The sequence below is a fragment of the Hydrogenophaga sp. genome (assembly GCF_036675665.1).
In the GTDB taxonomy this organism is placed as follows: domain Bacteria; phylum Pseudomonadota; class Gammaproteobacteria; order Burkholderiales; family Burkholderiaceae_C; genus Hydrogenophaga.
Window position 1 is genome coordinate 37,104 of the sequence record NZ_JAKFEO010000035.1, and the last position, 20,706, is coordinate 57,809.

Annotated in this window: 20 protein-coding genes; 12 read left to right on the forward strand and 8 right to left on the reverse strand. The window is 63.7% G+C overall.

The annotated features are described in order from the left end of the window. Positions 1–17: 17 nt before the first annotated feature. A complete protein-coding gene (argC, locus tag V6M63_RS12945; protein WP_332742386.1) occupies positions 18–929 on the reverse strand; it encodes an N-acetyl-gamma-glutamyl-phosphate reductase in 912 nt (303 codons plus the stop codon). A 191-nt stretch (positions 930–1,120) separates the two neighbouring features. On the opposite strand from argC, the gene sucC reads away from it, so the two are divergent. From sucC to V6M63_RS12990, 9 genes are all read left to right on the forward strand, one after another. After that, positions 1,121–2,287, forward strand: coding sequence for an ADP-forming succinate--CoA ligase subunit beta (gene sucC, locus V6M63_RS12950; protein WP_332742388.1), 1,167 nt, complete (start codon positions 1,121–1,123; stop codon positions 2,285–2,287). A gap of 29 nt (positions 2,288–2,316) precedes the next feature. Continuing rightward, complete coding sequence (sucD, locus tag V6M63_RS12955) at positions 2,317–3,210, forward strand: succinate--CoA ligase subunit alpha (RefSeq protein ID WP_305340449.1); 894 nt, start codon at positions 2,317–2,319, stop codon at positions 3,208–3,210. Between the two features lie 229 nt (positions 3,211–3,439). Further along, positions 3,440–6,130, forward strand: coding sequence for a CHASE2 domain-containing serine/threonine-protein kinase (locus V6M63_RS12960; protein WP_332742392.1), 2,691 nt, complete (start codon positions 3,440–3,442; stop codon positions 6,128–6,130). Positions 6,131–6,167: 37 nt separating this feature from the next. After that, positions 6,168–6,953, forward strand: coding sequence for a Stp1/IreP family PP2C-type Ser/Thr phosphatase (locus V6M63_RS12965; protein ID WP_332742394.1), 786 nt, complete (start codon positions 6,168–6,170; stop codon positions 6,951–6,953). 45 nt (positions 6,954–6,998) lie between these two features. After that, positions 6,999–7,628 carry an FHA domain-containing protein gene (locus V6M63_RS12970; protein ID WP_056267247.1) on the forward strand — a complete coding sequence of 210 codons (630 nt, stop codon included), beginning with the start codon at positions 6,999–7,001 and terminating at the stop codon, positions 7,626–7,628. Positions 7,629–7,937: 309 nt separating this feature from the next. Continuing rightward, positions 7,938–8,741 (forward strand): 3',5'-cyclic-nucleotide phosphodiesterase, encoded by an 804-nt coding sequence (locus V6M63_RS12975; protein ID WP_332742396.1) that lies wholly within the window; start codon positions 7,938–7,940, stop codon positions 8,739–8,741. A gap of 192 nt (positions 8,742–8,933) precedes the next feature. Continuing rightward, complete coding sequence (locus V6M63_RS12980; RefSeq protein WP_332742398.1) at positions 8,934–9,434, forward strand: pilin; 501 nt, start codon at positions 8,934–8,936, stop codon at positions 9,432–9,434. A 3-nt stretch (positions 9,435–9,437) separates the two neighbouring features. Next, positions 9,438–10,265, forward strand: a complete 828-nt coding sequence (locus tag V6M63_RS12985) for a hypothetical protein (RefSeq protein WP_332742400.1) — start codon at positions 9,438–9,440, stop codon at positions 10,263–10,265. A 30-nt stretch (positions 10,266–10,295) separates the two neighbouring features. Continuing rightward, entirely contained in the window at positions 10,296–11,852 is a 1,557-nt protein-coding gene (locus V6M63_RS12990) for a PglL family O-oligosaccharyltransferase (protein WP_332742402.1), read from the forward strand. Between the two features lie 17 nt (positions 11,853–11,869). On the opposite strand, the gene moaC is transcribed toward V6M63_RS12990, so the two are convergent. Next, positions 11,870–12,370, reverse strand: coding sequence for a cyclic pyranopterin monophosphate synthase MoaC (gene moaC / locus V6M63_RS12995; RefSeq protein WP_332742403.1), 501 nt, complete (start codon positions 12,368–12,370; stop codon positions 11,870–11,872). 138 nt (positions 12,371–12,508) lie between these two features. Here moaC and V6M63_RS13000 point away from each other — a divergent pair, with 138 nt between their 5' ends. Continuing rightward, positions 12,509–14,140, forward strand: coding sequence for a M48 family metalloprotease (locus V6M63_RS13000; RefSeq protein WP_332742405.1), 1,632 nt, complete (start codon positions 12,509–12,511; stop codon positions 14,138–14,140). Between the two features lie 49 nt (positions 14,141–14,189). On the opposite strand, the gene V6M63_RS13005 is transcribed toward V6M63_RS13000, so the two are convergent. Together V6M63_RS13005 and V6M63_RS13010 are read right to left on the reverse strand one after the other, a co-directional pair. Continuing rightward, positions 14,190–14,534, reverse strand: coding sequence for a phage holin family protein (locus V6M63_RS13005; protein WP_332742407.1), 345 nt, complete (start codon positions 14,532–14,534; stop codon positions 14,190–14,192). Positions 14,535–14,582: 48 nt separating this feature from the next. Beyond that, the gene (locus V6M63_RS13010) at positions 14,583–15,308 is read right to left on the reverse strand and encodes a TerC family protein (protein ID WP_056267228.1); all 726 of its coding nucleotides are present in this window, start codon (positions 15,306–15,308) and stop codon (positions 14,583–14,585) included. A gap of 418 nt (positions 15,309–15,726) precedes the next feature. Between V6M63_RS13010 and V6M63_RS13015 the strand changes: the two genes are divergently transcribed. Beyond that, positions 15,727–16,128: a DUF3717 domain-containing protein gene (locus V6M63_RS13015; protein WP_332742409.1), complete on the forward strand. Its 402-nt coding sequence runs from the start codon at positions 15,727–15,729 to the stop codon at positions 16,126–16,128. Between the two features lie 15 nt (positions 16,129–16,143). Here V6M63_RS13015 and V6M63_RS13020 read toward each other — a convergent pair whose 3' ends face one another. Then, the gene (locus V6M63_RS13020) at positions 16,144–16,911 is read right to left on the reverse strand and encodes an MBL fold metallo-hydrolase (protein WP_332742411.1); all 768 of its coding nucleotides are present in this window, start codon (positions 16,909–16,911) and stop codon (positions 16,144–16,146) included. Between the two features lie 108 nt (positions 16,912–17,019). Further along, positions 17,020–18,456: an adenylosuccinate lyase gene (gene purB / locus V6M63_RS13025; protein WP_332742412.1), complete on the reverse strand. Its 1,437-nt coding sequence runs from the start codon at positions 18,454–18,456 to the stop codon at positions 17,020–17,022. A gap of 111 nt (positions 18,457–18,567) precedes the next feature. Here purB and V6M63_RS13030 point away from each other — a divergent pair, with 111 nt between their 5' ends. Further along, positions 18,568–19,182: a glutathione S-transferase N-terminal domain-containing protein gene (locus V6M63_RS13030; RefSeq protein WP_332742413.1), complete on the forward strand. Its 615-nt coding sequence runs from the start codon at positions 18,568–18,570 to the stop codon at positions 19,180–19,182. Positions 19,183–19,197: 15 nt separating this feature from the next. Here the strand turns inward: V6M63_RS13030 and V6M63_RS13035 are convergent, their stop codons facing one another. Next, positions 19,198–20,013, reverse strand: coding sequence for an SDR family NAD(P)-dependent oxidoreductase (locus tag V6M63_RS13035; RefSeq protein ID WP_332742416.1), 816 nt, complete (start codon positions 20,011–20,013; stop codon positions 19,198–19,200). A gap of 61 nt (positions 20,014–20,074) precedes the next feature. Further along, positions 20,075–20,698, reverse strand: coding sequence for a DUF3833 domain-containing protein (locus tag V6M63_RS13040; protein WP_332742418.1), 624 nt, complete (start codon positions 20,696–20,698; stop codon positions 20,075–20,077). Positions 20,699–20,706: the final 8 nt, after the last annotated feature.

Genomic DNA, 20,706 nt, shown 5'->3' on the forward strand with positions numbered 1-20,706 from the left:
CAGGCTGCGCGGACGCCTTACAGACCGAGCATCAGCTTCAGGTTTTGCACCGCGGCGCCGCTGGCACCTTTGCCCAGGTTGTCCAGCCGCGCCACCACCACGGCGTGGTGTGCCTGCGCGTTGCCAAAGACGCGGATCTCGAGCTTGTTCGTGTCGTTGAGCGCGAGCGCGTCGAGCTTGCCGGACTCGTTGGCGGCCTCGGCGCTCACCCACTCGCTGCCGGCGTAGTGTTTCGCGTAGATCGCGTGCAGGTCGGCCAGCGAGGGTTGGCCGGGGAGAGTGTCCAGGTGCAGCGGCAGCTCCACCAGCATGCCTTGCGCAAAGTTGCCCACCGCCGGGATGAAGATGGGGCGGCGCGTGAGGCCGGTGTAGGCCATGATTTCCGGGATGTGCTTGTGCCGCAGGCCCAGCGCGTACAGCTCGTAGGCCGGCGCTTCACCCTTCTCGTAGGCCTCGATCATGGTGCGCCCGCCACCCGAGTAACCGCTCACCGCCGGCAGACAGACCGGGTGATCGGCCGGCAGCACGCCGGCGTCGATCAAGGGGCGCAGCATGGCGATGGCGCCGCTGGCATAGCAGCCTGGATTGGCCACACGGTTCGCGCTGATCACGGCGGTGCGCTGGTCGGCGGCGAGCTCGGGAAAGCCGAACACCCAGCCCGCAGCCGTGCGGTGCGCGGTCGAGGCGTCGATGATCTTGGGCTGGTGACCCACCATCGCATCGATCATGGCCACCGACTCACGCGCCGCATCGTCGTGCAGGCACAGAATGACGAGGTCGACCTGCGCCATGAGCTCGCGTTTGGCATCCGGGTCCTTGCGACGATCAGGCGCGATGCTCACCACCTCGATGGCGGGCATGCGCTGCAGCCGTTCGCGAATCTGAAGTCCGGTGGTGCCGGCCTCGCCGTCGATGAATACCTTGGCCATGGCCGGGGTGCCTTGTCAGTGAAGGTTCAGGAGAGCGTCCAACAACCGCGACGTGACACGCGAAGTCGGGCGCCATATTGGTGCGATGCACCATGATACAGTTCCCGGTTGCTGATTTTCAGTGCCCCCGCTTTTCGACCCCCCGCCGCGGTCGGTCGACGATTCCTCTACCCATTCCTGAGAGAGCCCTCATGAAGATCCACGAATACCAAGGCAAGGAAATCTTGCGCCAGTTTGGTGTGCCGGTGCCCCGCGGCATTCCGGCTTTCACGGTGCAGGAGGCGGTCGAAGCCGCCCAGAAACTGGGCGGCCCCGTGTGGGTCGTCAAGGCCCAGATCCATGCTGGTGGCCGTGGCAAAGGTGGTGGCGTGAAGGTGGCCAAGTCCATTGAGGACGTCAAGCGCATTGCAGGCGAAATCCTGGGCATGCAGCTCAAGACCCACCAGACCGGCCCCGAGGGCCAGAAGGTGCGTCGCCTCTATATTGAAGACGGCGCCGACATCAAGAACGAACTGTATGTGTCGCTCGTCACCGACCGCGCGAGCCAGAAGGTGGCGCTGATCGCATCGAGCGAAGGCGGCATGGACATCGAGGAAGTGGCACACGCCACGCCCGAGAAGATCATCACCGAGATGATCGACCCGCTGACCGGCATCACCGAAGCACAGTCCCGCAAGGTCGCGGCCGCCATCGGCCTGACTGGCGCTTCCGTCGACCAGGCGGTGGAGATCTTCTCAAAGATCTACAAGTGCTACATGGACACAGACGCATCCCTGGTGGAAATCAACCCGCTGAACTGCGACTCCAAGGGCAACCTGCTGGCTTTGGACGCCAAGTTCAACTTCGACGCCAACGCCTTGTTCCGCCACCCCGAAATCGTGGCCTACCGCGATCTGGATGAAGAAGATCCGGCCGAGATCGAAGCCAGCAAGTTCGACCTGGCCTACATCAGCCTGGACGGCAACATCGGTTGCCTGGTCAACGGTGCCGGTCTGGCCATGGCCACCATGGACACCATCAAGCTGTTCGGCGCCGAGCCGGCCAACTTCCTGGACGTGGGCGGCGGTGCCACCCCCGAGAAGGTCACGGAAGCCTTCAAGATCATGCTCAAGAACGACAAGGTCAAGGCGATCCTGGTCAACATCTTCGGCGGCATCATGAAGTGCGACACCATCGCCACCGGCGTGATCACCGCCTGCAAGGCGACCAACCTCAACGTACCGCTGGTTGTGCGCATGAAGGGCACCAACGAAGAGCTGGGCAAGAAGATGCTGGCCGAGTCCGGTCTGCCGATCATCAGCGCCGACACCATGGCCGATGCCGCTCAAAAAGTGGTGGCTGCTGTCAAAGCCGCTTAACACCCCGCACGCGCCAAAAGGAATCCACCATGTCGATCTACATCAACAAAGACACCAAGGTCATCACCCAGGGCATCACGGGCAAGACCGGTCAGTTCCACACCGAAAAGTGCCAGGAATACGCCAACGGCAAGAACTGCTTCGTCGCCGGCGTGAACCCGAAGAAGGCCGGCGAGTCGATCTTCAACATCCCGATCTACGCCTCCGTGAAGGAAGCCGCGTCAACGACCGGCGCCACAGTCTCCGTGATCTACGTGCCGCCCGCAGGCGCTGCCGCGGCCATCTGGGAAGCTGTCGAAGCCGACCTCGACTTGGCGATCTGCATCACCGAAGGCATTCCGGTCAAGGACATGCTCGAAGTGCGCAACCGCATGAAGGCCAAGGAAGCCGCCGGTGGCAAGCGCACCTTGCTGCTGGGCCCGAACTGCCCCGGCCTGATCACGCCCGACGAGATCAAGATCGGCATCATGCCCGGCCACATCCACCGCAAGGGCCGCATCGGCGTGGTCTCTCGTTCGGGCACGCTGACCTACGAAGCCGTGGCACAGCTGACCGAAATCGGCCTGGGCCAGTCCAGCGCCGTGGGCATCGGTGGCGACCCCATCAACGGCCTGAAGCACATCGACGTGATGAAGGCCTTCAACGACGATCCCGACACCGACGCCGTCATCATGATCGGTGAGATCGGTGGCCCGGACGAAGCCGAAGCCGCGCTGTGGTGCAAGGAAAACATGAAGAAGCCCATCGTGGGTTTCATCGCCGGCGTGACCGCGCCCGCTGGCAAGCGCATGGGCCATGCCGGTGCCCTGATCTCCGGTGGCGCCGACACGGCCGATGCCAAGCTGGAGATCATGGAAGCCTGCGGTTTCACGATCACGCGCAACCCGTCCGAAATGGCCAAGCTGCTGAAGGCGCTCCTGTAAACAGAGGCGCGCATCGTGAAAAGGGCAACGCTTGCGTTGCCTTTTTTTTCGTCCGCGGCTTGTGTGCGACATCAAACACACAGATCCGCTTGCTCCGAACGCGCGCCTTGAAACAAAATGCAACACCTTGGGTTCAATGCCAGTCGCAGATGCCCGATGAGCCATGTGATGACTCGCTGAATGGCGAGTCGCGCAGCCCGCATTGAAACCAACCCGGTCTTCCCCATCCGTGTCCACCAGCCAACGCCAGAGCCGGCCCAAGCGCAAACGCCCTCTGTGGCGCTCGGACGCCGCCATGGGCTTGTCGGTCGTCGTGTCTGTCTTTGCCTTGCACGTCGCCACCGATTTTTTCAGCGGGCTGGAGCGCCGCTTTTTCGACGTGGCCAGCACCCAGACGGCCCGGCAACCCAGCGATCGCATTGCCATCATCGCGATCGACGACCAGAGCATCGCCAACATCGGGCGCTGGCCATGGCCGCGCGAAGTGCACGCCCAGCTGATTGATCAGCTCAGTGCCGCCCGGGCCAAGACCGTCGCTCACACCGCCTTCTTCTTCGAACCTCAGACCGACCGCGGACTGGTGCAGTTGCGCGAGCTGCGCGGAATGCTTGATGGATCGGCCGCAGGCAGCGCGCCACTGACCGACCTCGGCGAGGACGGGCGGCGACGCTTGCTGGGCTTCATCGGCCAAGCCGAGCAACAGCTCGACTCCGACGCCCGCCTGGTGGCCAGCGTGGCGCGCGCTGGCAACGTCATCATGCCCTCGGTGTTTGAGCTCGGTGAGTTGCAAGGCCGCGTTGATCAACCCCTGCCTGCGTTTGCGCAGCGCAGCGCCATCGCCGACAGTGCTGCCTTTGGCGTACCCGCCCTGCGTTCGCAACAGCCGTTGCCGGCCATTGGCGAAGCCGCTCGGGCCGTTGGCCATCTCAATCAGTTGCCCGATGTCGACGGCTCGGTGCGCCAGGATGGTTTGCTTGTCCAGTTCGACGGTTTTGCCGTGCCCTCCATGGGCCTCGCCATGGCCGCCAACAGCCTGAACCTCACGGCCAAGGACATGCTGTTGGTGCCCGGCGAAGGCGTGCAACTGGGCCGCAACCTGATCCCGACCGACGCCGCCGCCCGCCTGCTGCCGCAGTTCTATCCCGATCGCGATGGCAAACCCGCGTTTGCCGTGGACTCGTTCTACGACGTGCTCTCTGGCCGCATCCCGGCCAGCAAGTACACCGACAAGATCGTGATCATTGGCGCCACCGCCGCTGGCGTGGGCACCTTGTTCACCACGCCGGTGGCGGCCGCCATGTCGCCGGCCGCCATCCTGGCCCACATCACCTCCAGCATCCTCAGTGGTCACCACATCGTGCAGCCGGTCTGGGGTGGTCTGGCGGTGCTCGGCGCGCTGTTGCTGGTCGTCGGCTACGTCGTGGGCGTCCTGCCACGCTTGTCGGCGGCTGCGGGCGCAGCCTGCACAGCGGTGCTGTTTGTGGCGCTGCTGGGCATCGAGTTTGGTTTGTTGTCGGTGGCGGCGACCTGGCTGCAACTGGTGTTTCCGGCGGCGCTCCTGCTCATCGGTCATCTGGCGCTGACCACGCGCCGTTTCCTGGTCACCGAGGCGGGCAAGGCGAAGTCCGACGAGGAGTCGGCCGAGACCAACCGCATGATGGGCCTGGCGCTGCAGGGGCAGGGGCAGCTGGACATGGCCTTCGACCGCATGCGCCGCGTGCCTTTCAGCGACGCACTGATGGACAACCTCAAGCACCTGGCGCTGGACTTCGAGCGCAAGCGCCAGTTCAACAAGGCCGAGGCGGTGTACGAGCACATGGCCAGGCTGGACCGCAACGATGCCGATGTGCAGCGGCGTTTGAAGCGAGCGAAGAACCTGTCGGAGACGGTGGTGCTCGGGGGCGGCTCTTCGCACCCGGGTGGCACGATGTTGCTGGACAACGGCGGCGTGGAAAAACCCATGCTGGGGCGCTACCAGGTTGAGAAGGAGCTGGGCAAGGGCGCCATGGGCGTGGTCTACCAGGGCCGAGATCCCAAGATCGGCCGCACGGTGGCGATCAAGACGTTGGCGCTCAGTGCCGAATTCGAAGGCGCCGAACTGGTCGATGTGCGCGAACGCTTCTTCCGGGAGGCCGAGACGGCGGGCCGGCTGCAACACCCCAACATCGTCACCATCTTCGATGCCGGTGAAGAGCACGACCTGGCTTTCATCGCCATGGAGTTCCTGCCCGGCCGTGATCTCGTGGCGTTCACCCGCACCGGCAACCTGCTGCCGGTGTCCACCGTGCTCGGCATCGGCGAACAGGTGGCCGCCGCGCTGGACCATGCGCACCGTCAACAGGTGGTGCACCGCGACATCAAGCCTGCCAACGTCATGTACGACGCAGCGACCCGGTCGGTCAAGGTGACCGACTTCGGCATCGCGCGCATCACCGGTTCGAGCAAGACCAAGACCGGCATGGTGCTGGGCACGCCCAGCTTCATGTCGCCCGAACAGCTCGCCGGCCTGCACGTGGACGGCCGCTCTGACCTGTATTCACTGGGTGTGATGCTGTTTCAGCTGCTCACGGGCGCGTTGCCGTTGAAGGGCGACTCCATGGCCGCGCTGATGTACCAGATCGCCAACCAGCCCGCGCCGAGTGTGCGCAGCCTGCGGCCAGAACTCTCCCAGGCCCTGGCCGACGTGCTGGAACGCACCCTGGCCAAGTCGCCGGGGGATCGTTACCAGACGGGTGCCGAACTGGCCGCCCAGCTGCGGCGTTGTGCCCAACCCGGGACTGAGGCTGCCTTGCCGCCGTCGAGCCCGGCGGACGCCGGCGAGGACATGTTTGAAACGACACAAGCCCTGCCGCGCGATGCAAAAAGCGCCCTGGCTGCCACGCTTGTCACGCCGCAGCACGACTCGGCACGTGGTTCCTGAAAAGACAACATCGTTCTGCGGGTATAACTTGACCTCTATGAATTTTGAGTATTTTTGTCTGACCGATCCGGGTCTGGTTCGTGACAACAACGAAGATTCGGTGTCGCTCGATATCGAGAACCAGATTGCGGTGTTGGCCGACGGCATGGGTGGCTACAACGCGGGCGAAGTCGCCAGCGCCATGGCCACCACGTTCATCAAGACCGAGTTGGGACGCTGGATGGCCGAGGGCGGCGTTGATGCCAGCGTGCGCGAGTTGCGCCGCGCCATGGAAATCTGCATCGACAACGCCAACCGCTCCATCTTCAACGCCGCCAACTCCAATCCGCAGTACGCCGGCATGGGGACCACACTGGTCATGGGCGTGTTTCTGGGCACACGCGCCATGATCGGCCACGTGGGTGACTCGCGTTGCTACCGCCTTCGCGAAGGCAGCTTCACGCAGATCACGCGCGACCATTCCCTGCTGCAAGAGCAGATCGATGCCGGCCTGATCTCACTGGAGCAGGCCCAATACGCGACCCACAAGAACCTGGTGACGCGCGCCTTGGGCGTGGAAGACACGGTGTTGCTCGAAGTCAACGAATACCGGGTAGAGGATGAAGATCTCTACCTTTTTTGTTCGGACGGACTCAGCGACATGATGAGCGACGAGCGCATCGCCGCCATACTCGTAACCGCCGGCACGCTGGAAGAAAAAGCCCAAGCCCTGGTCGACGCCGCCAACGACTGCGGGGGCCGGGACAACATATCGGTGATACTGGCGTATGCTCGTTCCAGGCCGGTGCGCAAGGGAATACTCTCGCGCATGCTGGGCAAGTAATTCAGCCTTCGACCAACAAATCTACAGGTTCCAGAGGAGTCGGCCATGCCGAAAATGATCGTTTCCATCGACGGTGTCGTCATCAAGGAAGTGCAACTCACCAAAGACCGCACCACGCTGGGCCGCCGTCCCTACAACGACATCGTGATCGACAACCTGGCCGTCAGTGGTGAGCATGCCGTCATGCAGATGTCCGGCATGGACGTTTTCCTCGAAGACCTCAACAGCACCAACGGCACCTACGTCAACGGCAAGGCGATCAAGAAGCAGCAGCTGCAAAGCGGTGACACGGTCGAGATCGGCAAGTACAAGATCAAGTTCGTGCACGAAGGTGCCAGCGAGAGCCACGAAAAGACGATGGTGATCAACGCCGGCTCCGTTGTTGCCCCCGAGCCCACGGTGGCCATGGTCGTGGCCAATGCAGCCATCAAGGTCATGTCGGGCACGGCAGCTGGTCGCGAGGTGCCTCTGGTGAAGGTCGTCACCACCATCGGCAAACCGGGTGTGGCCGTGGCCGCCATCACCCGCCGCCCGCACGGCTTTGTTGTCGCGATGGTCGAAGGCGTGCAAAAGCCCACCATCAACGGCAACCCCATCGGCACCGACGCGGTCAACCTGCGCCACGGTGACCTGCTGGAACTGGCCGGCACCAAGATGCAGTTCGTGCAGCAGTAATTCCCCGCACGCCTCGCCTTCGTCATGAACGCCCACGGCGCCTGAGCACGCTCTGAGCCCCATTCCCTCAGGGCTTTGTGTTGTCGCTGGCAGGCAGCGCCTTGATGGGATGCCCACAGCGCTGAACCCTGTCACCTCGCGCGCCACCAAAATGCCAAAAAAGTCCTTTACCGCGTGTACGCGGAAAGGTAGCCTCGCGCAGGCAGTTGCCGCTGGATCCCGCGTGGGACGGCGTGACACATCCATCGAATCGATTCAAGCCTCGCAACCCAGGACCGGCTCGGCCGGCCACACCATGCCAAACAGCCAATGAGGGTACGCGTGCTGGGGTGCTCCGGAGCCATTGCCCACGGTTGCCGCACCACCTCGTTCCTGCTCGACCACGACGTTCTGATCGACGCCGGCACCGGCGTGGGCGACCTCACCCTGGACGAGATGGCGCAAGTCGACCACGTGCTGCTGACGCACTCGCACCTCGACCATGTGGCGTCGCTTCCCCTCATGCTGGACGCCGTGGCTGCCCGCCGGCTGTCCGCAGGCGCGCAGCCCCTGCAAGTGCACGCCTTGCCCGGCACTATCGCCGCCCTCAAGGCCCACATCTTCAACAACCTGATCTGGCCCGACTTCTCTGCCATCCCCAGTGCCGAACGTCCGCTCATGCGCTTCGTGCCCATTGCCGTGGGGGAGGTGTTGCAGGTGTGTGGCAAGGCGGTCGAAGTGCTGCCGGCCGTGCACACCGTGCCCGCCGTCGGCTTTGCCGCCGCCTCGCCCTCGGGTCATTGGGTGTTCAGCGGCGACACCGGACGCAACCCCGCCTTCTGGCAGCGCATCAACCAGTTGCCCGTGGCTTTGCTGGTGATCGAGACGGCCTTCAGCGACCGCGAAGAGGCGCTCGCCCGGCGCAGCCTGCACCTGGCGCCTGGCCTGTTGGCCGAAGAGCTGGCGCAGATCGACCGCAGCCAGCACTACCCCATCTACATCACCCACACCAAGCCCGCCGAAACCGGGCTGATCATGGACGAGATCCGCCGTTTCGACGATGCGCCGCAGAGCGCAGACAGCATGCACCACGACATCCGTTGGCTCAGCGCGGGGCAGACGTTCGACCTCTGACGAGGTGACAAAAACGGTTCTTGTCGACGAGGGTGACAAAAAATGTCGGTCAGCAACCGACCAGATGTCACAAACCGTCACTGAGGGGCGGTAAAGCGTGAAAAAGGACGCGAAAAACACTCCAGTTCAGGTTGGCACGCCGTCTGCTCATAGACATGCGTTCCCAACCCAAACCCCCAAGGAGTTTTCTCAATGAAGCGTTCCATGCAAAAAGGTTTCACCCTGATCGAACTGATGATCGTGGTGGCCATCATCGGTATTCTGGCTGCTGTGGCTCTGCCGGCTTATCAGGACTACACGGTCCGTGCTCGCGTGTCGGAAGGCTTGGTGGGCGCCTCTGCTGCCAAGGTAAATATTCAGGATGTGTTGGCTTCCGGCATTCCTTCGGCATCGAACGGCTATTCCAATGGCTACACCCCCCCCTCTGCAACACGTAACGTGGCCAGTATTGCGATTACTCCAGCAACTGGTGTGATTACCGTCACCACCACGCCCGCCGCAGGTGGCGGCACCGTGATTCTCACGCCTCACGCACCAGCCGGCACGCCGCTGCCTGACGCAACGGCCGCTTTCGTCCCACCAGCCCAGTCGGTGGCTTGGCGCTGCATGGTAGCGGGCGCTGATGCTGGCAGCTTCACTGGTGCGGCTGCAGGTACTCTGGCTGCCCGTTTTGCACCCGCCGAATGCAAGTAACCCTTGCTTGATAATCAAGGAGCGCTGCGGCGCTCCTTTTTTTTGCCTGAAACAGCCATGTCACTCTCCGCACGACTACAAGCAGCCAGCCGAGTTGCCTTTGTGCATTTCTGCATCAGCCTCTTGGGGGTTCTGGGCGTTGCAACCTATGTGTTCCTGGTGTGGTTTCCCGGTGAGCTGTATCGATTGACTGGAGGAATCGGACTCTTCGTGGTCCTGATGTTGGTCGATTTGGTCTGTGGGCCTGGGCTCACCCTCGTTCTTTTCGATACTAAAAAGTCCAACCTCAAATGGCGCATCGATATTGCGCTGATCGTTACGGTGCAACTCACAGCGCTCGGTTACGGGGTGGTTCAAATTGCAAAGACGCGTCCAGTGTATCTGGCGTTTGAAGGCGACCGATTTCGTGTTGTACAGGCTATGGACGTCGACATTGCGCGAATTGCCGAGGCACCCATTCCACTACAGACGCTCTCGTGGACCGGGCCGCATTTTGTGGGCGTGCGCCTCTCTGCGCCCACGGACCCTGACTATTTGAGCAGCGTTCAGGAATCGATCCGAGGTTTTCATCCCGCCTTTCGCCCTTCGCGATGGGTTGAGTATGAGATGCAGACCATTCGACTTCGTTCGACCAGCAAGCCGCTTTCCGAGCTCCAAAAGAAGGCCTCAACCCCGAAGGATGTGCTACTCAGAGGTGTTCGGGCAACCGGTTTGTCCGAAGATCGGTTGGGCTATCTTCCCTTGGTTGGAGACCTCAACACCGACTGGATCGTTCTGTTGGATCTGCAAACTGCCCAACCTGTCGGTTGGCTTCCTATCGATGGTTGGTGATCGCAAGTCGCCAACAACTACTGGGCATCCATGAACGCCACAGAAACCTTCTCTGCCCAAGTAAGCACAGACAGATCTCTCCCACGACGTCTGCTGATGCTATTCGCGGCGCTGCTGGTCGCAGCGCCCTGGTTTTGGCCCATCCTGGCGGGTCCCTTGCCTGCAATGTTGCCGGACATTTTTGCTTGGACTTGTGGTGCGCTACTTGTCGGACTCTTCCCCTGGATCCGTGGTTGGATCGGCTGGATCGTCGCCTGGGGTCTTGTCGTCGCTGCGGTCGGGAGTTCATTGCTGGCCTTGATCCAATACTTTGACTACGACGAACTTTTCGGTATCTGGATTGCGCTCACGCCGCCTGGATATGTGACGGCCAATGTGCACCAGACCAACATGCTCGCTACCTTGCTGGCTTCAGGTGTATGGGCGCTGTGGTACCTGACGAAAACCCGCCAACTGATGCCGGTGCTTGCCACCGCCTTGGGAGCATTCGTTTTAACCGCCATGGCCGCCACAGCATCTAGAACAGGCATGATTCAACTGATTCTGTTTTGTTGTGTTGTCATCTATTGGAGCCCTTCACAACGAAGAGCGCATGTAATGCTCGCCTTGGCATTAAGCGCGTTCTACCTTGCGATTGCACAGCTCTTGCCTTGGTTGCTGGAAGTATTGCGCGGCATCACGATTGATCGAAACCTCTTGGGGCGCTTCAGCGGTGACGTCGGGTGCTCCAGCCGAAAGGTGGTGTGGGCGAATGTGCTTCATTTGATCAGCTTGAAGCCTTGGCTGGGTTGGGGTGCGGGTGAGCTGATGTACGCGCAGTACATCACGCTCTTTGATGGCGTTCGCTACTGCGAAAAGATGTCTAATGCGCACAATATTTTTCTTCAAATGGCAGTCACGATGGGGCTGCCTTTCGCAATCACCGGCTCGGGGCTTGCCACAGTTGCATTCTTCAAGATCAAACCGTGGAAGGCCATTGAGCCCCGTAAACAGCTTGGATGGGGGATATTGATGGCCATCGCTTTCCACAGCATGGTTGAGTATCCAGTTTGGTTTGGCGTGTTTCAAATGCTGATTATTCAGGCCATATTGCTCTTGGTGATCGACGAAAAGCAGCCACTACCAGGACCGGACACTCGGGTTGGTGTCGTGATGGGCTCCAAACCAATGGCTTGGGTAGCTGCCTCCTTTGCGTTCCTTTCCCTGTTGGCATTTGTGTCTTGGGACTACTTGAAAGTCAGCCAACTTTATTTGCCCTTGCAATGGCGGTTGGCTTACTACAAGGAAGACACGCTCAACCGCACCCGGGACACCGTTCTCTTCAAATCGCATGTGTTGATTGCTCAGGTGGTTACGACACCGGCCACTTCAGAGAACGCAGAGCGACTGCTTGCCGGAGCACTGGAGTCGTTGCGGACAGCCCCTGATCCGCGTGTCATCAAGCAGGTGATCACTGCAGCATCAATGGCCGCCCGTTACGACCTAGTGGTACTTCACTCCGAGCGCTTTCAAGCTGCTTGGCCCAAAGACTATGCGGAATGGGAAGCGGCTCAAGGAGCTGTCCACCCAACTAAGACGAACAAGTAAGCGGTTTTGAGCGGAATTCAGCTAACGGTGAAGACGCCACTCTTCCCCCCCATCTTCTCCATCAACCGCACCCCCCCAATCACCATCCCCCGATCCACCGCCTTGCACATGTCGTAGATGGTGAGCAGGGCCACCGACACAGCAGACAGGGCTTCCATTTCCACGCCGGTCTGTCCCGTGCATTCGGCGGTGGCGCGGCACAGCACGCTGTGGGTGGCGGGCTCGATCTCGAACTCCACAGCCACGCGGGTCAGGGCGATCGGGTGGCACAGGGGGATGAGGTCGCTGGTCTTCTTGGCCGCCTGGATGCCCGCGATGCGAGCAATGCCGAGCACATCGCCTTTTTTGGCGTTGCCGGCCTGGATCAGCGCCAGGGTTTCGGGCAGCATGGTGATGCGGCCTTCGGTCACGGCCACGCGGCGGGTGTTGGCCTTGTCGCCCACGTCGACCATGTGGGCCTGACCCTGCGCATCAAAGTGAGTGAGCGTGCCGGACGGGGGCTGATTTGTAACGGACATGGGTGTGTTTTGCACGTGCTTGACTGAACCGGAGCGGCTTGGCGGCATCATACGGCGATGCGTTTCATTCCCTCTGCCGCACGGCAGGCAACCCTGACGCCCCCGCGTCGACTTCGGCCATGGTCCGTGGCCGCGCTCATGCTGGCTTCGGCGACGCTGTTGCCGACCGCCTTGTCCAGCGCACAGGGAATTCCCGACTCGACCAATGCCTCGGCCTTGCCCGGCCTGGGGGGCGCCGAGGGCATGTCGATTTCGGCGGAGCGCCGGCTGGGTGACCGGATTGCGCGGTCGATCTACCAGGATCCGGACTACCTGGACGACCCCTTGCTGGTGGACTACCTGCAGGCGCTGTGGCAGCCACTGCTGGGCTCGGCGCGTGCGCGGGGTGACGTGCCGCCGGAGCTGGCCGAGCGCATGGCCTGGGAGCTGATGATTTCGCGCGAGCGCACGGTCAATGCGTTTGCCTTGCCGGGTGGTTATCTGGGTGTGAACCTGGGTTTGTTGGCAGTTACAGATCGGCCGGAAGAGGTGGCCTCGGTGCTGGCGCACGAGCTCAGCCACGTGTCGCAGCGGCACATCGCACGCCTGATGACGCGCGAGGAGCGCATGGCGCCCTGGATGATGGGCGCGATGATCCTGGGCGCCTTGGCGGCGGGGTCGAACACGCAGGTGGCGAGCGCGGCGATCGCGGGCAGCACCGCGGTGGCGGCGCAGTCGCAGCTGAACTTCTCGCGCGACATGGAGCGTGAGGCCGACCGTGTGGGCTTCGGGGTGCTCTCGGGTGCCGGCTTCGACGGCCAGGGCTTTGTGACGATGTTCGACAAGCTGCAGCAGGCTGCGCGGCTGAACGACGACGGTTCATTTCCTTATCTGCGCAGCCACCCGCTGAGTGGTGAGCGCATCGCCGACATGCGGGCGCGACTGCCGCAAGGGCCTGTTGCGACTGCGCCGGCGACCAATCCCGCGACCGCATCCAGCCCTGCTGCGCCTGCTGGCGGGGCGGGCCTCAAGCTGGATCTGCCCGGCTTCGGCCCGGGTGGCACCAGCCTGCCTGCGGTGGCCGGGCGGCCTGGCCCGAGCGTGGCGGTGCACGCGCTCATGTCGTCTCGCGCCCGGGTGCTGGCCGAAAACGGACCCGACCGCATGCGCGGCTGGTTGCAGATCGGGCAGGGGCCCCATGCGACGCCGGGCGAACGGTACGCGGCCGCCCTCTCGGCCTTGCGCTTGGGTCAGCGAGACCGCGCTCTGGAGCTGGCGCAGAAGCTGCGCGATGCGGTGACACCCGACGCCCGGTATGTGGCCGATGCCTTGATGCTGGAGCTGCTGCTGTCGCCGGCCACAACGCCTGTGACGCCGGCCCAGACCGCTTTGTTGGCCGAGTTGCGGGACCGATCCCTGGGCAGCGGTTCGCGCGCCGGCGTGATGCTCGGCGCGCAGGCCGCGATTGCATCGGGGGAACCGCAGCGGGCGGTGGGCCGTTTGCAAAGCTGGGTGGTGCTGCAGCCGCGCGACGCGCTGGCCTGGCAGACGCTGGCCCGGGCTTATCAGGCCCAGGGGCAGTCGTTGCGTGCGGTGCGAGCCGAGGCCGAGGCGCGCGCCGCGCATCTGGATTACGCGGGTGCGGTGGACCGCTTCCGGGCGGCGCAATCCTTGCCGGCGGCCCAGCGCAACGCCGATTCAATGGAACTGGCGATCGTGGACAGCCGCCGACGCGAGGTGGAAGCGCTGCTGCGCGAGACCGTGCGCGAAGAGGAAGACAGCAAGCGCTGAGGGCGGCGAGGCCGCGCCGGACCCGCCTTGGGGCAGAGCGCGGGGGCTTTCAAAAAATCGATTTGACCGCCGCGTCGACCACCAGCATGAACGCGGAATAGATCAGCGAGCCCAGCATCGCGGCCCAGAAGCCGTTGACGCCAAAACCGTTCATGAGGCTGGCCGCAGCCCAGAACAACAGGGCGTTGATCACGAACAGGAACAGGCCCAAGGTGATCACGGTCACCGGCAGCGTGAGGATCACGAGCACCGGGCGCAGCACCACGTTGAACAAACCGATCACCGCCGCGGCAATGAGCGCGGCGGTGAAGCTCTGGATCTGCACACCCGGGTAGAGGTAGGCCACCAGCAGCAGGGCGCAGGCTGCCAACAGCCATTTGACGATGAGTTTCATGGAGTCAGCATAGCAGCGCCGCAGGGCATGGCGCAGCGGTGGGAGCTTTCAGTGAACCTCTGCCGTCTTGGCCTGGCGCGCCGCCACCATCTTGCCGATGGCCAGCACCAACAAGGCACCAGCGACCGAGGCGCCGTACTTCACCATGTCGTTCTGCGGGAGCTTGAGCATCCACTGCCACCTGTCCGGATTGGCCAGGACTGGGTCGGACACCAGCATGCCGCCGGCGATCCAGCCCAGCAGCATGCCGCCGGCCGTGATGATGATCGGGAAGCGCGCCATGAGCTTGATGACCAGCTGGCTGCCCCAGACGATGATCGGGATGGAGATCAGCAGACCCAGGACCACCAGCAACAGCGAGTGTTCGCCGGCGTTCTGGGCGGCGCCGGCAATGGCGATGACGTTGTCCACGCTCATCACCAGGTCGGCCACGATGATGGTCTTGATGGCGGCCAGCAGTTTGTCGCTGGTGGCCACATCGCCATGACCGTCCTCGTCCGGGGCGATCAGCTTGATACCGATCCACACGAGCAGCAGCGCGCCGACGAACTTGAGCCACGGCAGGGCCAGCAGCGTCATCGCGAAGAAGATGAGGATGACGCGCAGGACGATGGCGCCGGCGGTGCCCCAGATGATGCCTTTGGTGCGTTGTGCAGGAGGCAGCTTGCGGCAGGCGAGCGCGATCACGACCGCGTTGTCGCCGCCCAGCAGGATGTCGATCATGATGATCTGCCCGAGGGCGATCCAGAACGCAGGCGATGTCAGGAAATCCATAAATTCCTCGTTGTCGTATGTTCAAAAGAGCAAGGCGTGAGACATCTCGTGGTCGACTGGCGCCTGTCTTTCTTGCCTGCGGGCGCTGCTGCGCTTGCGAAGGGGGAGGACAGTGCCTTGATCGACCCGGAGAGAGTCCATCAAAGGTCTTGCTCGACCGGGTGACAGGGTCACCAGGCCCGGGTTGCCGGAAGCCGGAAGCTTCGTATTGACGACAAACCGAATGTTCAGCGGTCGAGGCACGAGGCCATGTTGCGCTGGAACGGAGAGCTACTCCCCTTCGAAGCCCGCGATTGTACCGGGCTGCGCCACTGGGCCGCGATACGCACTTCCCACAGCGCCCGGTGCGTGATCGCCCGCGCAACGCTCCGGGCCCAGCCAATCTGGCTATGATCGGCCTCCCTCAAGAGACCCACCCATGGCCGGCATCCACATCACCGACATCGAAGCCGCGATCAATCACTGGCGTGAGCGCTCACCCTCGCCTGACGGCATCTCGCTGGCCAAGCCCACGCGCGCCCTGGCCGAGGTGTATGCCTTGATGGTGTTTTTCCACGAGACCGAGGCCGACGAGGCGACCTTGCCGGCCGCCGCACGCGAGGCGTGGCTGGCGTGGTACGACACCACGCCCGACACCCCCTGCATCGCCATCTGCTCCACCAGCCAGGGCGACGAGGTGTGCAAGGGCTGCGGCCGCACCTTCGACGAAGTGCAGCGCTGGACGGAGATGACGCCTGGCGAGAAGCGCGCCAGCTGGCGGCGCATCACGATCGAGGACGATGCCTGGCGGTTCAACCGCTACGCTGAGCGCGCCCGATAGCCTCGGCGTGGCGGCTCACGCCGGCACGGTGTAGTGGGCCTGGGTCAGGTGGTCCACGCCACAGCTGAAGTCGCTCACCCAGTCGATGAACTCACCCACGGCCGCGCCGGCCAGCGGGGCGCCGTGCTGCGGCACGATCATGCGGATCGGCAGCGTGCGCGCCATGTGAGCCCACAAGCGCAACACCTTGCCCGACACCATGTAGCGTCGGTGAAAACTTTCCATCTTCGGGATGTGCCCCGCCAGCGAAGTGACCGTGCAGGCGGCATCGGCCGACGAGCCCATGGACACGCCCAGATCGCCGGAAAACAGGATGCGGCTCACCGGATCCCAGAACTGGAAGTTGCCTTCGGAGTGCATGAAGTGCGCTGGCACGGCCACCAGGGCGCTGCTGCCCAGCGCAATCCGCATGCCAGGGTCGGGGATGCCGACGATGCGACCCTGCGTCTTGCCGGGCTTGCAGAAGTGCGGTGCGAAGCGCTCCCACAGGCGTGAGATGTGGAGCGTGGCCTGGGTGCTCGTCATCCAGCGGTCCAGTGACGCGATGATGTCCGGGTCGGCGTGCGAGGCCAGAATTGCGGACAGCTTGTTCGGCGGGAAGTAACGCCCGATGGTCAGCAGCAACTCGTTGTAGGCCATGTTGCCCCCGGGGTCGATGACCGCACCGGTGTCGCCGTGGATCACCAGAAACTGGTTGGCCTGCACCGCTTCGCCGCCCTCGTCGGCGAGGTGGGTGAACATCAGGCAGACGTGGCCATCTTCGTTGAACAGTTCGATGGCCATGGCCAGCAGCTCCAGAGTCGCGCGGGATTTGCGCTCGCAGGACTCTAAGGGCGTGGTGTTGCCGACCGTTTGAGGCAGGTCAAGCCTTGGTGCGGGGCGTCTGCGGCGTCAGACGCGGCGAGCGAGTTCCACCGCCTTGCCGGTGTAGCTACCGGGGGTCATGGCCAGCAAGCGCTCCTTTTCCGACTCGGGAATCTCCAGGCTGCGAATCAAATCGTGCAGGGCCTCGGCGGTCACGGTCTTGCCGCGCGTGACTTCCTTGAGCTTTTCGTAGGCGCCCGACACGCCGTAGCGGCGCATGACGGTCTGGATCGGCTCGGCCAGCACTTCCCACGCCTGGTCCAGGTCGTCGGCCAGCGCTTCTTCGTTGAGTTCCAGCTTGCCTAGGCCCACGCCCATCGAGTGGTAGGCCAGCACCGCGTAGCCCAGCGCCACGCCCATGTTGCGCAGCACGGTGGAGTCGGTCAGGTCGCGCTGCCAGCGGCTGATGGGCAGCTTCTCGCTGAGGTGGCGCAGCAGCGCGTTGGACAGGCCCAGGTTGCCTTCGGCGTTTTCGAAGTCGATCGGGTTGACCTTGTGCGGCATGGTCGACGAGCCGATCTCGCCCGCCTTCAAACGCTGCTTGAAATAGCCCAGGCTCACATAGCCCCAGATGTCGCGCGAGAGGTCGATCAGGATGGTGTTGGTGCGCGCGATGGCATCGAACAGCTCGGCCATGTAGTCGTGTGGCTCGATCTGGATGCTGTAGGGCTGGAAGGTCAGGCCCAGGCCGAGCGGCTCCGGCTGCTCGATCACGTTGCGGCTGAAGGCTTCCCAGTCGAAGTTGGGCCAGGCGCTCAGGTGCGCGTTGTAGTTGCCTACCGCGCCGTTCATCTTGCCCAGCAGTTTCACGCCGACGATCTTGTCGCGCGCGGCGGCCAGACGCACCACGACGTTGGCGATTTCCTTGCCCACCGTGGTGGGGCTGGCGGTCTGGCCGTGGGTGCGGCTGAGCATGGGCACGGCGGCGAAGGCGTGGGCCATCTCGCGCAGCTTGGTGATCACGGCGTCCAGTGCGGGCAACAGCACGGCGTCGCGTCCGCCCTTGAGCTGCAGCGCGTGGCTGGTGTTGTTGATGTCTTCGCTGGTGCAGGCGAAATGCACGAATTCGGCGGCCTTCTCCAGCTCGGGCCGCGCCTCGAACTTGGACTTGATCCAGTACTCCACCGCCTTCACGTCGTGGTTGGTGACCTTCTCGATGTCCTTGATGGCCTGGCCGTCGGCCTCGCTGAAGTTCTTCGCCAGACCCATGAGGTAGGTGCGCGCGCCGGGCGACAGCGGCTTGAATTCGGCCAGGCCGGCGTCGGACAGCGCAATGAACCAGGCAATTTCCACCTGGACGCGGCGGTGCATGTAGCCCAGTTCGCTCATGAACGGGCGCAACTGGCCCAGGCGGCCGGCATACCTTCCGTCCAGCGGGGACAGGGCGGAAATGGGCGACAGGGCCGCAGAGGCGGCGGCAGCCGAGGCGGTGGCGGCGGAGGGAGAGGAAGTGGTCGGGCGCATCCGGCGATTGTAGGAGGCGGGGACTTTCGATGGACCCTGTCAGGTGGAGCGGGGGCCGGGCTGGCTAAAATCGCGTTCCCACGGGCAACCGTCTTCACCCATCAGTCCTCCATGAAACTCATCGGCGCCATCACCAGCCCTTACGTGCGCAAAGTGCGCGTCGTCATGGCCGAGAAAAAGCTGGACTACAACTTCGTCCAGGAAGACGTGTGGTCGGCCGACACGCAGATCGGCACCTCCAACCCGCTGGGCAAGGTGCCCTGTCTGGTCATGGAAGGCGGCGAGGCGGTGTTCGACTCGCGCGTGATCGTCGAGTACCTCGACACGCTTTCGCCGGTGGGCAAGCTCATCCCGACCCAAGGCCGCGAACGCGCCGAAGTGAAAACCTGGGAAGCGCTGGCCGACGGTGTGCTCGACGCCGCCATCCTCGCCCGCCTCGAATCCAACTGGCCCGGGCGCGCCGACCAGGAGCGCTGCAGCGCCTGGATCGACCGCCAGATGGTCAAGATCGAGGCGAGCCTGAAAAGCATGAGCCAGGGCCTGGGCGAGAAGCCGTTCTGCTCGGGCATCCACTTGAGCCTGTCCGATGTGGCCGTGGGATGCGCGCTGGGCTACCTGGACTTCCGCTTCCCGGTGATCGACTGGCGCACGCCGTACCCCAACCTGGCGCGTCTGGCCGAGAAGCTGAATCAACGCCCGAGTTTTGTCGAAACGAAGCCAAACTGAGCGCAGCGTCGGTGTTCACAGGCCGGTGGCCCGGCGCACCGCGGGGAAATAGGCGCGGTAGGGCAGCAGGCGCAGGAGCTTCATCCAGCGTGTGAAGCGTTTGGGGTAGTGCACTTCAAACACACCACGACCCCAGTCATTGATCATGGCCTGCGCGGCTTGTGCCGGCGTGATCAGCGCGGGCATGGTGAAGTCGTTCTGCGCGGTCAGTGGCGTCTGCACGAAGCCCGGGTGCACCACGCTCACGCCCACGCCCAAGGGCTCCAGATCCAGATAGAGGTTTTCGGCGAGGTTGGTCAGCGCGGCCTTGGTCGGTCCATAGGCCAGGCTCTTGGGCAGGCCGCGGAATCCCGCCACGCTGCTGATGAGGCTGATGTGACCCTGGCCACGCGCGCTCATGGCCGGCACGATGGCGTCGAGCACGTGCAGCGCGCCCAGGTAGTTGATGTCCATGTGCCGCTTGAGGTCGGCCATGTCCATCTCGGTGACGCGCATCTCGCGGTAGTGGCCGGCGCAGTACACCACCAGATCGAGTGGCCCCTGTGCCAGGATCGCATGGGCTGTGGTCGTCACCGCCGCGGCATCGGTCACGTCCAGCGGCCAGGCTTGCGCCGTCACGCCGTGCTGGGCGGGGTGGTTGAGCACGAAGCGGTCCAGAGCCTCCTGTCTGCGCCCCGACACCAGCACCTGCGCGCCACGTGCATGCAGGGCCGAGGCGGTGGCTTCACCGATGCCGCTGGAGGCGCCCACCAGCCACACGCGCAGGCCGCGCCAGTCGGTGATGGGTGGGTTCATGGGCTGGAAGAGCGAGAAGCCGCACGGCGTGCTCATTGGTCAACCTTCGTGCTGCGCACTGCGGTGCGAGCTGGCTTGGGGCGGCCCGGCGCTGCGCTCATGGCGCGCGTTTCACGAACGACAGCGTGACCTCGCCCAGGCGCACGCCGAACTTGCTCATGGCGGCCTTGTTGAGCATCACGCGCTGGTCCACCAGGTACATCCAGTCGTCGAACTGCACTTCAATGATGGAGGCCCCCACGCTTGGCGCTGCGCGCACTTCGCTGCCCCCCGAGGGGGCGCTCGCGCCTTGGGGCGGCCCGGCGTCGCTCGGCTTGCCGCCCACCGGCAACAACAGCGTGTAGCCCCAGCGGAAGGCATTGCCCCGCTGTTCGCCGCGTGCCACGCCCACCACGTCGTCGGCCGTGCCGCTGAAGCGGCCGTCACCCAGGTGCTTCATGCGCCAGATGCGTTTGCCGGTGCTGCCGTCGCTGTAGTTGAAGGTCTCGTCCAGCACGCCGTCGTCGCCGTTCCAGCTGCAGACCATCACCACGGTGAAGCGTTTGACCACCGCGCCCGAGCGGTCGGTGAAGACACCATAGGCATCCAGCGTGCCGTTGAAATAGCTGCGCAGATCGAGCACGGGTTTTTCGCCGGCGTATTGGCCGATCTGCGGGCCGGCGCAGCCCGCGAGGGCGGCCGCAGAGGTGATGCCGGCGGCAAGCAACAGTCGTCTTTGCATGGGGTGGT

Excerpts from the sequence above, each read along its gene's own strand:
- V6M63_RS13015 (WP_332742409.1), top strand. The coding sequence starts at position 15,727 with ATGGCCGGCATCCACATCACCGACATCGAAGCCGCGATCAATCACTGG.
- sucD (WP_305340449.1), top strand. The coding sequence starts at position 2,317 with ATGTCGATCTACATCAACAAAGACACCAAGGTCATCACCCAGGGCATC.
- V6M63_RS12970 (WP_056267247.1), top strand. The coding sequence starts at position 6,999 with ATGCCGAAAATGATCGTTTCCATCGACGGTGTCGTCATCAAGGAAGTG.
- V6M63_RS13020 (WP_332742411.1), bottom strand. The coding sequence starts at position 16,911 with ATGGCCATCGAACTGTTCAACGAAGATGGCCACGTCTGCCTGATGTTC.
- argC (WP_332742386.1), bottom strand. The coding sequence starts at position 929 with ATGGCCAAGGTATTCATCGACGGCGAGGCCGGCACCACCGGACTTCAG.
- V6M63_RS13010 (WP_056267228.1), bottom strand. The coding sequence starts at position 15,308 with ATGGATTTCCTGACATCGCCTGCGTTCTGGATCGCCCTCGGGCAGATC.
- V6M63_RS13040 (WP_332742418.1), bottom strand. The coding sequence starts at position 20,698 with ATGCAAAGACGACTGTTGCTTGCCGCCGGCATCACCTCTGCGGCCGCC.
- sucC (WP_332742388.1), top strand. The coding sequence starts at position 1,121 with ATGAAGATCCACGAATACCAAGGCAAGGAAATCTTGCGCCAGTTTGGT.
- V6M63_RS13030 (WP_332742413.1), top strand. The coding sequence starts at position 18,568 with ATGAAACTCATCGGCGCCATCACCAGCCCTTACGTGCGCAAAGTGCGC.
- V6M63_RS12975 (WP_332742396.1), top strand. The coding sequence starts at position 7,938 with ATGAGGGTACGCGTGCTGGGGTGCTCCGGAGCCATTGCCCACGGTTGC.
- moaC (WP_332742403.1), bottom strand. The coding sequence starts at position 12,370 with ATGTCCGTTACAAATCAGCCCCCGTCCGGCACGCTCACTCACTTTGAT.
- V6M63_RS12980 (WP_332742398.1), top strand. The coding sequence starts at position 8,934 with ATGAAGCGTTCCATGCAAAAAGGTTTCACCCTGATCGAACTGATGATC.
- V6M63_RS12990 (WP_332742402.1), top strand. The coding sequence starts at position 10,296 with ATGAACGCCACAGAAACCTTCTCTGCCCAAGTAAGCACAGACAGATCT.
- V6M63_RS13035 (WP_332742416.1), bottom strand. The coding sequence starts at position 20,013 with ATGAGCACGCCGTGCGGCTTCTCGCTCTTCCAGCCCATGAACCCACCC.
- V6M63_RS13005 (WP_332742407.1), bottom strand. The coding sequence starts at position 14,534 with ATGAAACTCATCGTCAAATGGCTGTTGGCAGCCTGCGCCCTGCTGCTG.
- purB (WP_332742412.1), bottom strand. The coding sequence starts at position 18,456 with ATGCGCCCGACCACTTCCTCTCCCTCCGCCGCCACCGCCTCGGCTGCC.
- V6M63_RS12965 (WP_332742394.1), top strand. The coding sequence starts at position 6,168 with ATGAATTTTGAGTATTTTTGTCTGACCGATCCGGGTCTGGTTCGTGAC.
- V6M63_RS13000 (WP_332742405.1), top strand. The coding sequence starts at position 12,509 with ATGCTGGCTTCGGCGACGCTGTTGCCGACCGCCTTGTCCAGCGCACAG.